Source organism: Gaoshiqia sp. US2, assembly GCF_059705485.1.
Window position 1 is genome coordinate 3,145,638 of sequence record NZ_AP048550.1, and the last position, 12,624, is coordinate 3,158,261.

At 48.8% G+C, this 12,624-nt stretch carries 10 protein-coding genes; all 10 read left to right on the forward strand.

Annotated features, from left to right (window positions below; translation table 11 throughout):
• The first annotated feature begins 199 nt into the window (after positions 1–199).
• The 10 genes from AC6H3C_RS12575 to AC6H3C_RS12620 all read left to right on the forward strand — a co-directional run bounded on the left by AC6H3C_RS12575 (position 200) and on the right by AC6H3C_RS12620 (position 12,602).
• Positions 200–1,414, forward strand: a complete 1,215-nt coding sequence (locus AC6H3C_RS12575) for an outer membrane protein assembly factor BamB family protein (protein ID WP_497515714.1) — start codon at positions 200–202, stop codon at positions 1,412–1,414.
• Between the two features lie 49 nt (positions 1,415–1,463).
• Positions 1,464–2,705 (forward strand): outer membrane protein assembly factor BamB family protein, encoded by a 1,242-nt coding sequence (locus AC6H3C_RS12580; RefSeq protein WP_497515715.1) that lies wholly within the window; start codon positions 1,464–1,466, stop codon positions 2,703–2,705.
• Between the two features lies 1 nt (position 2,706).
• Entirely contained in the window at positions 2,707–4,131 is a 1,425-nt protein-coding gene (locus AC6H3C_RS12585) for an outer membrane protein assembly factor BamB family protein (RefSeq protein WP_497515716.1), read from the forward strand.
• Positions 4,132–4,151: 20 nt separating this feature from the next.
• The gene (locus tag AC6H3C_RS12590) at positions 4,152–5,123 is read left to right on the forward strand and encodes an NHL repeat-containing protein (RefSeq protein WP_497515717.1); all 972 of its coding nucleotides are present in this window, start codon (positions 4,152–4,154) and stop codon (positions 5,121–5,123) included.
• Entirely contained in the window at positions 5,120–5,314 is a 195-nt protein-coding gene (locus AC6H3C_RS12595) for a hypothetical protein (RefSeq protein WP_497515718.1), read from the forward strand. Before AC6H3C_RS12590 ends, AC6H3C_RS12595 begins: the two co-directional genes overlap by 4 nt.
• Positions 5,304–5,900, forward strand: coding sequence for a 4Fe-4S binding protein (locus AC6H3C_RS12600; RefSeq protein WP_497515719.1), 597 nt, complete (start codon positions 5,304–5,306; stop codon positions 5,898–5,900). The genes AC6H3C_RS12595 and AC6H3C_RS12600 overlap by 11 nt, the downstream gene beginning before the upstream one ends.
• A gap of 11 nt (positions 5,901–5,911) precedes the next feature.
• Positions 5,912–7,165 (forward strand): 4Fe-4S binding protein, encoded by a 1,254-nt coding sequence (locus AC6H3C_RS12605; protein WP_497515720.1) that lies wholly within the window; start codon positions 5,912–5,914, stop codon positions 7,163–7,165.
• Positions 7,166–7,169: 4 nt separating this feature from the next.
• Entirely contained in the window at positions 7,170–9,008 is a 1,839-nt protein-coding gene (locus AC6H3C_RS12610; protein ID WP_497515722.1) for an outer membrane protein assembly factor BamB family protein, read from the forward strand.
• A 5-nt stretch (positions 9,009–9,013) separates the two neighbouring features.
• On the forward strand, positions 9,014–11,368 hold the full coding sequence (locus tag AC6H3C_RS12615) for an NAD(P)H-dependent oxidoreductase subunit E (protein ID WP_497515724.1): 2,355 nt from the start codon (positions 9,014–9,016) through the stop codon (positions 11,366–11,368).
• 154 nt (positions 11,369–11,522) lie between these two features.
• Positions 11,523–12,602: an SGNH/GDSL hydrolase family protein gene (locus tag AC6H3C_RS12620; RefSeq protein ID WP_497515725.1), complete on the forward strand. Its 1,080-nt coding sequence runs from the start codon at positions 11,523–11,525 to the stop codon at positions 12,600–12,602.
• Positions 12,603–12,624 lie beyond the last annotated feature (22 nt).

Sequence of the window (12,624 nt, forward strand, 5' to 3'; positions counted from 1 at the left end):
TTTCTATTTAATTGTTATTCAGGATTATATGATTTTATTTTAAACATAATAGTTGTTAACAAATCTAACTATTTAGATCCTGATTAAATTTGCTAACTGGCTGTGTAATCTGCACTTTCCTTAATAAATTTGGAAGCGCCGGTAATCTCGTGAAAAATTACCCGAATAACAGAAATCAATTACCTGAAAATAGCATCATATGAAACAACTATCTGTCATTCTTTTAAATCTTTTATTGGTACTTACATTAAAAGCACAGCAAGCGACAAGCTGGCGCGGTGAAAATGCCGAAGCGAAATACCCGGTTTCGTCGTTGCTGAACGCATGGCCTGAAAACGGCCCCGGGGTTTTATGGCATTTCGAAGGATTGGGCGAAGGCTTTTCAAGTCCGGTATTTGCCAACGGAAAAATCTATTGCACCGGGATGACCGATCAGCTCGGGTACCTGTATATCATCAGCGAAAAAGGCGCCCTTGAGAAAAAACTGAATTACGGAAAGGAGTTCGAGGTGAGCTATCCCGGCTCACGAACCGCAGTCACGATCGTTGATCAGTTGGCCTATATCACAACCGGTTACGGCGAATTGATTTGTTTTAACCTTGAAACTGAAAGAGTCATGTGGAAGAAAGAACTGGCCGGAGATTTCGGTTCCGAACACCTTCGCTGGGGCTTTAACGAAACGGTTGTTGTCGACGGCGATCAGGTGTACTTTACTCCCGGGGGAAAAGAATTTAATATGGTGGCTCTTCACCGGCTGACCGGCGACCTGGTTTGGAAAAGCGCAGGCAAAGGCGAAACAGCCGCCTACTGTACGCCCAAGCTGGTCAGACTTCCGGCGCGAAAACTGCTGGTGACGCATACCGGGAAAGAAGTGATTGCCGTTGATGCCAAAGATGGCAAATTGTTGTGGAGCTATCCTCACCCCAACCAGTACAACATTCATCCGAATACGCCGATTTATCACGATCAGGCTCTTTATTGCTTTAGCGGCTACGGACAAGGCGGTGTAAAACTGGCTTTAAATGACGACGGAACAGCTGTGAAAAAAGTCTGGAGCACCGAGAAAATGGACAACCAGATGGGAGGCGTTGTCCTGCTCGACGGATACCTTTACGGTTCAGGTCACAAATCGCGCGGGTGGTTTTGCCTCGACTGGAAAACAGGCGACGAAAAATGGAATTCAGCCGAGGTGGGCAACGGGGTGATTATTGCCGCTGGAGATAAGCTGATTTTGTATTCCGAAAAAGGAGAACTGGCGCTCGTAAAACCGAATAAGGATAAGTTTGAACTGATCTTAAAAGCAAAAGTCGAATACGGTTCTGCGCAACACTGGGCTCATCCGGCAGTTTACAACGGCGTATTGTATGTCCGCCATGGCAATGCCCTGGTAGCCTATAAAATATCAGCCAGCTAACCGCCAGGAAGGGAAATTGACCGATTTTAGGATAACCAAATCAACTAACATGAAGCAATCTTTGTTCATTTTCATTTTAACACTGTTTTTCGGAATAACAAATGCGCAAATAGCCCAGTTTCGGGGACCCGACCGGGATGGTAAATTCCCGGATACCGGCCTGCTGAAAGAGTGGCCCGAATCGGGCCCGGCCCTGCTGCTCGAATTTGAGGGCATCGGGAAGGGCTATTCATCGGTCGTTTCCAACGGAAAATACATCTATGCTACCGGCATGATGGATACCCTTGATTACCTGACTTGTATCGATTTTGAAGGAAATAAAAAGTGGCAGGTTCCTTATGGCGAATCCTGGAAACAATCGTTCCCCGACACCCGGAGTACGCCAGCCATCGAAGACGACCGCGTTTATGTGATCAGCGGCATCGGCGAGTTGGTTTGCCTGAATGCTGAAACCGGCGCCATCAACTGGAAAGTGAATGTCGATCGCGATTTTAAAGCCGACTGGCACATCTGGGGCGTTTCGGAGTCGCCCCTGATCGTGGATGATAAGGTTGTTTGCACACCCGGGGGAACCGAAACCTCGGTTGTGGCTTTCAATAAAATGACCGGCGAAAAAGTTTGGAAAACCGACTGTGTTGGCGGACAACGATCGTACGCGTCGCCCACCTTGTACCAACTGAACGGCAAACAGTACATTTTGGCTGCTTCGGCGACCAACCTGATGGCGGTTGAACCTGAAACCGGGATCGTTAAAATGACATACAAGTATTACAACCAGGAAAAATGGTCCGATCAACCGGGCCTGATCTGGACAAATATTCCCTTGTTCAGAAATGATGAAATATTTTTATCGATGGGCTACGATTATCCGGCCGTCATGTTAAAAGTAAATGCTGAGCAGAACGGATTTACCGAAATTTATACCGATACCATTTTTGATAACCACCACCACGGGCTAATCGAGTTGGATGGTTACATCTATGGTTCAAACTGGGAGAACAACCGGAAAGGAAACTGGTTGTGCAAAAACTGGGAAACCGGCGAAATCACCTATAATGTTGCCTGGAATACCAAAGGCGCTGTTATTTATGCTGATGGTCTGCTCTATATTTATGAAGAACAGCGCGGAAATGTAGCCATTGTAAAACCCGATCCGTCAGGCTTTAACCCGATCAGTACCTTTCAGGTTAAAAAAGGCAGCGGGCCGCACTGGGCCCATCCCTATATCAATGACGGAAAGCTCTTTTTAAGGCATGGTGAGCTGTTGATGGTGTATAATTTGAAAGCATAGCGTGAAGAAAATTCTGATTAATTCGTTGATTGGACTGGTTTTAATGATGGGCATTGGCGCCTTCGTTTTCTGGCTGGCAAAAGACCCGACAGGCGACTTTGCGGCAAGTATGCCCGGAGAAGATCAGCGGGAGGCCGGCAGCCTGATACAGGAAATCGTCCTGATCGGGGAAAAATTTAATTTGTTTGGCCACCAGGCTGCCGAAATGAAAGGCAGCTGGCCCCGTTTTCGCGGCGCTGCTTTTGATAATATCGTGTCTGAAAAACAATCATTGAAAAATTCATGGAATTCCGACGAACCGGAGGTATTATGGACCATTGAACTTGGCGAAGGACATGCCGGGCCGGCTATTTATAGGGGCTACGTGTACCTGCTTGATTATGACGAGGAAAACAGGGAAGATGCGCTTCGCTGCTTTTCTTTTGCTGACGGGCAGGAAGTGTGGAGACGCTCCTACGAAGTGCGTGTGAAACGAAATCACGGCATGTCGCGAACGGTTCCTGCCGTTACCGAAGATTACGTGGTGACCATTGGGCCGCGTTGCCAGGTGATGTGCGTCGACCGCCTGTCGGGCGACTTTAAGTGGGGGATCGATTTGGTAAAAGACTATGGCGCAACGGTTCCGCAGTGGTACACGGCCCAGTGTCCGCTGATTGACGGCGACAAGGTGATCCTGGCGCCCGGAGGAAGCGCCATCATGATTGCCGTAGACATTCACACCGGAAAAGTACTGTGGGAAAGCCCCAATGATATGCAGTGGAAAATGTCGCACTCGTCCATCATGCCCATGCGCTTAAACGGGCGGAAAATGTACGTGTACAGCGCCGAAGGCGGTGTGTGCGGCATCGCGGCCGACGGCGAAGATGAAGGGACAGCGCTGTGGCAGTCAAACGCCTGGAACCATTCGGTGGTAGCGCCTTCTCCCGTGATTTTTGACGATGGACGGATTTTTCTCACGGCCGGTTACGGGGCAGGAGGGATGATGATTAAAGTGAGCCCGGATGCAACACGGTTTAAAGTTGAGGTGCTGGCCGAATACCTTCCGCGCGACGGTTTGGCCAGCGAACAACAAACACCGGTGGTCTGGAACGGGCATTTATTTGGCATTCTTCCTAAAGACGGCGGCTCAAACCGGAATCAGCTGGTTTGTGTCCATCCCGATAATGTGCAGGAAATGGTTTGGACTTCGGGAAAAACCACCCGCTTTGGCCTGGGCCCTTTTCTGATTGCCGATGGAAAAATGTATATCCTGAGCGACGACGGAACCTTGACCATGATTAAACCGGATACCAAACAATACATCGAGCTGGCGCAAAAGAAGATATTTGACGGCCATGATGCCTGGGCGCCGCTGGCGATTGCCGACGGACGGCTTTTGCTGCGCGACTCTAAAACCATGTTTTGTCTGGATATTGGGAATGATTAACCCGTAAATCAAAACCCGGAATGAAAAAAAGAAAACTCCTGAATAATATCCTGATCGTGATGACCCTGGCCATTGCGTTTATCATCGGTCGTGATTTTATTGTGAACCGGGGCGGGAAACACATCGAAAATCCATACGCCTTCGATATTCGGGAGTATACGGTGGTTGATCCGGCCGAAATTATTTACAGGGAAGTGAAAGCCTTGCAATTACCGGTTGCTGAACCTAAAGGAATTGCCTGCCATGCCGGAATGTTTTACGTGATTGCCGACAGTAATCTGCTTATTATAAATATTGAAGGGCAGTTGCTCAGGCAGATCGGGCTGGACGATTCGCCAACAGCCCTCGCTGTACACGAACATATTTGGCTGGCCTTTAAAAACCGCCTGATTTGTCTGAATCAGAATGGTGATGTGCTCGATCGCTGGGGCGATTATGGCCCGAGATCGGTCATCACATCGCTGGCTGTTTCGGGCAACTATGTTTATATTGCCGATGCAGGCAACCGGGTAATCTACCAGTGTACTCATAAGGGAGATCTGGTTCAGCGTATCGGCGAAAAGGATGAACAGAAATCCGTGCCCGGATTTATCATTCCCAGCCCGTATTTTGATATCGCCTTGAGCGAAGACGGGTTTTTGTGGGCTGTTGATCCCGGAAGACACAGTTTGTTAAACTTTAACCCCGATGCGTCGCTGCGTACTTCCTGGGCCAGGTCGTCGGTGAAAACCGAAGGATTCAGCGGATGCTGCAATCCTTCCCACATGTTCGTCATGAATGACAATTCATTTATCACCAGCGAAAAAGGGATTGTTCGTGTGAAAATATATGATCAGCACGGAACATATCGGGGCGTTGTGGCGACTCCGGATATGTTCGATGCAAGCTCGCCTGCGCCGGATGTATGCGCCGACGAAGAGGGCCGCGTGTTTTTGTTGGATTTCAGCCGGAAACAGCTGCGGATTTTTGAACCGAAAACCGATGAACGATGAATAGAAAAGCATTTTTACAAACAGGATTCCGGCTTGGCATGTTAACCCTGATTACCGGGGGAGCGCTGTTTCTGGTCAGGCAGAACCGGATTGACTTTAAATGCACTGCTGACGAGCGCTGCAAATCCTGTTCGAAATTTACTGCCTGTGATTTGGATAAAGCCAAACAAACCCGAAAGAATGAAAGATAAATTGCATCATAAAAAGACCGACCGGCGCGAATTTATTCAAAAAGGAATGCGACTGACCCTGGGTTTTTCTTTGGCCGGTATCGCCGGAGCGGCTGCGCTGAAGGTTTCAGCCGACGATTACGTTTGGCAGATCAACCCCTTTAAATGTATTTTTTGCGGACGCTGTGCCGATTATTGTGTGGTTACCCCGTCGGCTGTAAAATGTGTGCATGCCTACGAGCTTTGCGGCTATTGTGATTTGTGCGGAGGCTATCTCAAACCCGATGCCAATGCCCTGTCGACCGCTGCCGAAAACCAGCTTTGTCCGACTTCGGCCATCCGGCGAAAATTTGTGGAAGATCCGTATTTCGAATATGAAATTGATGAAGATTTATGTATTGGCTGTGCGAAATGCGTTGAGGGATGCACCTCCTTCGGAAACGGATCGTTGCATTTGCAGGTTCGCCACGACCTGTGCGTAAACTGTAATGAGTGTTCCATTGCCCGCGTATGTCCGGCAGATGCCTTTCAGCGGGTTCCGGCCTCAAACCCGTACCGGATAAAAGGCGATTTCGTGGCCGGAACCGGCGAATCAAATCCTGCTTAATACTGAACAGAATGAATTGGATCAATAAAACAGCCTTCTCTTTATCAGCCTTTCTGCTGAGTATTCCTGCTCTGGCACAACAACGCTTTCCGAAACCGGAATTTGAAACCGGCTATGTGCAGCCGCCGACAACTCAACCTTTGCCACGGGCTGTTTTTTTAGAATACCTGGATGTATTTATGCTGATGGCTGTGCTGGCTGTTGCTACCTGGTTTGTGCTGAAAAAACGCTCGCGGAGAGGCGTTTTCTGGACCTCTGTTTTTTCATTGGTCTATTTCGGGTTTTACCGTGAGGGATGTATCTGTGCCGTTGGTTCGATTCAAAACGTAACGCTGGCCATGTTCGATCCGGCCTATGTATTGCCGTTTACAGCCTTGCTGTTTTTTGTGATTCCGCTGATAGTTACCTTATTTTACGGGCGAACTTTTTGTGCGGCTGTTTGTCCGCTTGGCGCAATCCAGGATTTGGTTGCATTCCGTCCGATTGAATTACCCCGGTGGGTGCAAAAGGTTCTGGGAATCATCCCGTATTTGTATTTGGGCTTGGCTGTTTTGTACGCTGCCACCAAATCCGAATTTCTGATATGCCGTTACGATCCGTTTGTCGGCTTATTCCGTTTCGATGCCGAATTTCAGATGCTGTTATTAGGTGGTTTATTTCTGTTGGCGGGCGTCTTTGTAGCCCGTCCGTACTGTCGCTTTTTTTGTCCGTACGGCGTATTGCTGGGATGGATGTCGCACTTTTCCAAAAAACACATGACCATTACCCCAACGAACTGTATTCAATGTAAGTTGTGTGCCAATTCCTGTCCGTATGGGGCCATTAACGAACCGGTCGAAGAAAAAGGAAACCGCCGTTCCAATGTTCAGCGCCTGATGACTTATTTGCTTTTTGTCCCGCTGTGGATGGGCATTGGCGGCCTGGCCGGGTCGATGATGCACGTGCCTCTGGCAAAATTCAACTCAACGGTTTATCTGGCCGAGCAGTTGGTGCAACACCCGGAGTTGAAGCAGGACCATGATAACCTCGATGTGCGGGCTTTTATGCAGTCGGGCAAAACCTTGGAACAACTGGTGACCGAAGCAAAAGAGATCAGAAGCCAATTTTATTGGGGAGGCTGGATCCTGGGCGCTTTTATCGGGCTGGTCGTTGGGCTGACCCTGGTGAAATTGTCGTCGCACCGAAACCGAAACGACTACGAACCCGATAAAACAAATTGTTTAAGTTGCGGACGATGTATGGATTATTGTCCGGTGAAGAAATAACACGATGAAAATAAACATGGACCCGAAAGATAAAATGACCCTGGCTGTTCGGATTGCCTGGATTGCCGCTGTTTTTAGCCTGGTGATGAGTGTGATGCTCATTTTCAATTATATTCAGCTAAAATCGGTTGATCCGCTGGAAACCCCGGCTTTACAATCTCTGGTCGACCAGTTACGCCAGAATCCGCAGGATGAGGTGTTGAAAGAAAATATCCGTGCGCTCGATCTGATGATCCGAAAAGCCTATTTTACAAGTATGCGGCAAATTCGCACCGGATCATGGTTGCTGGTATTTGGCGTAGTGGTATTGGTGTTGGCGATCCGCTACCAAAAATCGCTTCGCCCGGGTTTGGAAGAACTGGAAGGTATCGAAAAGAACCCGTTCCTGGATAAACAGCAAGCCCGTGCCTGGTTGATTTATTCGGGCGGCGGTTTGTTTATACTGGCCTTGTTGTCCGGCTTTTTCTCCGAAAACATACTCAACCGCTACGAAACGACAGAACAAAACGATCAGTCGGCAGTGCCGGCGGTAGAAGTCATTGCCGTTCAGCCGGTTGGGGAAGAAATGGAAGCGTTTGAGGAATCAGGGGAGGCAAAAATAACTGAAAATCAGGATAGCGGAGCAAAAATTGAAGGACTGACACCTGGCGACGAAGAGAAAGCTCCGGTTGCTGCGACTCCTCCGTCCAGAGAGCAAATCCGAAAAAATTACCCATTCTTCCGCGGACCGGATGGAACGGGTTTAAGCTATAAAACGGGTGTTCCCGAAAAATGGAATACAGAAACAGGTGAAAATGTCCTGTGGAAGGTGAAAGTTCCCCGGAAAGGCTATAGTTCGCCGATTATTTGGGACGATCGCTTGTTTGTAACCGGAGCCGATGAAACGGCCCGCACTGTTTATTGCTACGATAAAAACAATGGCAAGCTGCTCTGGGAGGCCAATGCCGATCAAATTACCGGATCGCCTGTAAAAATGCCTAAAGTAACCGAAGATACCGGTCTGGCGGCTCCGAGTATGGCTACCAACGGTCATGCCGTTTTTGCCTTGTTCGGAACCGGCGACCTGATATCGCTCGATATGAGCGGAAAACGCCTCTGGGTAAAAAGCCTGGGTGTGCCGGATAATCATTACGGGCATTCCTCTTCACTCATTATTTATAAAGATAAGTTACTGGTGCAATACGATACCAACCGCGGGGCTAAGGTGATGGCTCTGGCAACGGCCGATGGCTCCGTGAAATGGGAAACTCCCCGGAATGTTAAGATTTCGTGGGCCTCGCCGGCGCTGGTGAATACCGGCAGCCGCGATGAACTTATCCTGACCGGCGAGCCGCTCGTGGCCGGATATGACCCGGAAACCGGGAAGGAATTATGGAGCGTAAGCTGCATGATGGGTGAAGTTGGTCCTTCGGTGGGCTATACCGACGGGATCGTTTTTGCCGCAAACGAGTATGCCACCCTGGCGGCCATTAAGCTGGGAGCACAGCCCGAAGTGATTTGGGAAGAAGATGAATACCTGCCCGAGGTAGCCAGTCCGTTAGCTGCGAATGGCCTGTTAATCGTGGGAACCAGCTACGGCATGGTTGCCTGTTATGATGCGCTGAACGGTACAAAATACTGGGAACAGGAATTCAGCAGCGGTATTTACGCCTCGCCGGTATATGCCGACGGTAAGGCGTATGTGATGGATATGAGCGGAACCATGCACGTGATGAAAATGGCCAAAGAATACCAGCTGATCGCAGAGTCGAAACTGGGCGAAAAAGCAGTTTGCTCGCCTGTTTTTTCCGGGGGCAGAATGTATTTGCGTGGCTTCGGTAATTTGTATTGTATCGGAAAATGAACGAGATGAAGGAAGAAATACAGGATATATTCAGCCAGGTTGACGAAATTGTCAGGCAAAAAGGGACGACCAAAAAGTCGGTCATCCCCATTCTCCAGGCAATCCAGCATACATTCAATTATTTACCCGAAGAGGCGTTGCGCCGGGTGTGTGAAACAACGGAAATCACCGCTGAAAATATCACGGGTGTGGCAACTTTCTATTCCCAGTTTCGGTTAAAACCTGCCGGCCAGCACCTGATCAAAGTGTGCGTGGGAACCGCTTGCCATGTGAAAGGGGCCATGCAGGTATACGACGCTTTTAAGCGACACTTTAATTTACCCGCCCATGAAGAAACGGATATCTCGGGAAAATACACCCTCGAAAAAGTTTCCTGCCTGGGCTGTTGTACCCTGGCTCCGGTAGTTCAGATTGATGACGTAACCTACGGGCACGTGACGACCGATAAGGTTGAATCGGTTGTGATGGACTTTGAAAGTCAGATTGGTAAAACCGGGAGAAAAAGCAAATTCCGGAATGCTGACGGGAGTGAATTTCAGGGCGAAATACGGGTCGGACTGGGCTCGTGTTGCGTAGCCAGCGGAAGCCAGGAAGTAAAGACAGAGATAGAAAAAACGATTGCCAACACCGGCATTCACCTGCACCTGAAAAACGTGGGATGCGTGGGGATGTGCCACCAGGTCCCCTTGGTGGAGATTATCGACGAGGAAAAAAAGAGCACTTTATACGCGAAAGTGAAACCCAACGAAATTTCCGATATCATCCATGCTCATTTCAAACCGAAAGGATTGTTAGACCGGATTAAAACCTCGGCCTATCATTTTCTGGAAAATATACAGACCGATACTGTTTGGGAAGGTGTTGACCGTTATGCCCTTGATGTTCGCGATGAAATGGTTTCCAATTTTCTTGACCGGCAGATTTCCATTGCTACGGAACACCGCGGTGTGATTAATCCGCTGGATATGGACGAATACCGAAGCTATGGCGGGTTTGAGGCTTTGCAAACAGCCTTGCAGACGGATCGGCATCAACTGATCCTGAAAATAAAAGACAGCGGCCTGCGCGGCCGGGGAGGAGCCGGATTCCTGACCGGCCTGAAATGGGAACTGGTTGAAAAAGAGAAAAGCGAAAGGAAATACCTGATCTGCAACGGCGATGAAGGCGATCCAGGGGCGTTTATGGACCGGATGCTGCTCGAATCGTACCCGTACCGGGTGATCGAGGGGATGTTGGTTGCAGCCTGGGCCATCCAGGCAACCGACGGTTATTTTTATATCCGCGCTGAATACCCGCTGGCGGTTACCCGTATCAGGCAGGCTTTGGTTAACTGTCGCGAACAGAATTTGCTTGGAAAGAATATCCTCGGTTCGGGTTTTAACTTTGATATTCAGATTTACGAAGGGGCAGGCGCTTTTGTGTGCGGCGAAGAGACGGCCCTGATGACTTCGATTGAAGGAAACCGCGGTTTTCCGACCATCCGTCCGCCGTTTCCCGCCCAAAAGGGCTTGTGGGGATATCCAACTTTAATCAACAATACCGAAACGTTTGCACAGGTTTCGTACATTATTCGGAAGGGGGAAGGGCATTTCAGCGCGATCGGGACTGAAAACTCAAAAGGGACCAAGGTGTTTTCACTCGCCGGCAAGGTTAACCGCGGCGGTTTGATTGAAGTGCCCATGGGAATTACCATTCGCCAGATTGTAGAAGAAATAGGCGGAGGCGTGCAAAACGGCAAAAAGTTTAAGGCGGTGCAGGTGGGCGGACCTTCGGGAGGCTGCATCCCGGCTTCGCTCTACGATACGCCTATTGATTACCATTCGCTGCTCGAAGTGGGCGCCATGATGGGCTCCGGAGGCCTCGTGGTGCTTGATGAAGACGATTGTATGGTCGATATTGCCCGTTATTTCCTGTCGTTCACCCAAAATGAATCGTGCGGAAAATGTACCTTTTGCCGGGTCGGCACCAAACGCATGCTTGACATTTTGAATAAAATAACCACCGGAAAAGGAACAAAACAAGACCTGGATGAGTTGAAACACCTGGCTGAATGGACAAAAAAAGGAAGTTTGTGCAACCTGGGTAAATCGGCGCCCAACCCGATCCTGACTACCCTGCGCTATTTTCACGATGAGTACGAAGCGCATATCGAAGGGCGATGTCCCTCGGGAAAATGCATGGAAATGATCACCTATTCCATCACCGATGACTGTATCGGTTGTACCAAATGTGCCCAGAAATGTCCGGTGGATGCCATTTTGTTTGAGCCGCATAAAAAGCATACAATCAACACCAAACTGTGCATCAAATGTGATGCCTGCCGACCGGTTTGCCCGGTTGACGCGGTGATTGTGAGATAACAGACGGAAAATGACATTTTGTTGTTAACTATAAATTCAAATACAGATGAACAGTTTTCGAAACCTGAGAATAGACCAACGAACTGATGTTTTAACAACATACGATGGTTCTATGTCCCGGAAATTGATTTGGGTCAGCGTAAAAAATAAGGTCATGAGATATCTGCTGTACTGCCTGATTCTGGCGCTATTTGTGCCTGGTATCGGCACCGCGGCAACTGATAGCTTGAAATATGTTAATGCCGCGACTCTTCCACTGATCGGTAAGGGTTTTTCGGATACTCAAAACCGCTATGAACGGTTGCCTGCCCGTCTTGAAAGCCAGACCCGGCCTCCGGTTTGGAATTTATCAAAGAATTGCAGTGGCTTGGCAGTTCGTTTCAGGACCAATTCGCCAATCATTGCCGCCAAATGGGAAGTTACCGGAGATGTTTTTATGAATCATTTTACGATGACCGGCATCAAAGGGCTTGATTTGTATTGTCTGAAAAACGGTAAATGGCAGTTCGTTAATACCGCAAGGCCATCGGCAAAAGCAACAACAGCTGTAATTATCAAAAATATGCCGGCGACGGAAATGGAGTATATGCTGTATTTGCCGTTATACGATGGATTGGTGAATCTTGAAATTGGCATTAAAGCTGAATCAACGATTGCCTGGCCCGAGGTAGATTCTCCCCGGGCAGGCCAGCCGGTGGTATTTTACGGCACCAGCATTACCCAGGGAGGTTGCGCCTCGAGGGCGGGCATGGCCTATCCGAATATTTTATCACGTATGCTTAACCGCGAGATCGTGAACCTTGGTTTCAGCGGTAACGGCCAACTCGATTTGGAAGTTGCCGAAGCGATGGCAACCATTGATGCCTCTTGCTTTGTGATGGATTGTCTGCCAAATGTGAGCGTTGCCCAGATGACTGAAAAGTATTCCCGCTTTTTGGAAATCATACGCGAAAAGAACCCGGATACACCAATACTTCTGGTTGAAACGATTCTTTTTCCGCACATGTATTTTGATCAGACCGTTTATACCTTGCTTCATGAAAAAAATAAAACTCTGACCCGGATTTTTCAGGAGCAAAAAAACAAAGGAGACCGGAATATCTACTACGTGAAAGCAGGTAAACTGATTGGCGATGACCAGGAAGCAACGGTTGACGGCATACATCTGACTGACCTGGGATTCCTGAGGATCGCGGAGAATCTTTATCCGACAATCCGGAAATTAATCAAATAGATCATTCCGGACACGGATTGAA

Coding starts and splice junctions, on each gene's coding strand:
- AC6H3C_RS12575 (WP_497515714.1), top strand. CDS start 200: ATGAAACAACTATCTGTCATTCTTTTAAATCTTTTATTGGTACTTACA.
- AC6H3C_RS12580 (WP_497515715.1), top strand. CDS start 1,464: ATGAAGCAATCTTTGTTCATTTTCATTTTAACACTGTTTTTCGGAATA.
- AC6H3C_RS12590 (WP_497515717.1), top strand. CDS start 4,152: ATGAAAAAAAGAAAACTCCTGAATAATATCCTGATCGTGATGACCCTG.
- AC6H3C_RS12595 (WP_497515718.1), top strand. CDS start 5,120: ATGAATAGAAAAGCATTTTTACAAACAGGATTCCGGCTTGGCATGTTA.
- AC6H3C_RS12600 (WP_497515719.1), top strand. CDS start 5,304: ATGAAAGATAAATTGCATCATAAAAAGACCGACCGGCGCGAATTTATT.
- AC6H3C_RS12605 (WP_497515720.1), top strand. CDS start 5,912: ATGAATTGGATCAATAAAACAGCCTTCTCTTTATCAGCCTTTCTGCTG.
- AC6H3C_RS12610 (WP_497515722.1), top strand. CDS start 7,170: ATGAAAATAAACATGGACCCGAAAGATAAAATGACCCTGGCTGTTCGG.
- AC6H3C_RS12615 (WP_497515724.1), top strand. CDS start 9,014: ATGAAGGAAGAAATACAGGATATATTCAGCCAGGTTGACGAAATTGTC.
- AC6H3C_RS12620 (WP_497515725.1), top strand. CDS start 11,523: ATGAGATATCTGCTGTACTGCCTGATTCTGGCGCTATTTGTGCCTGGT.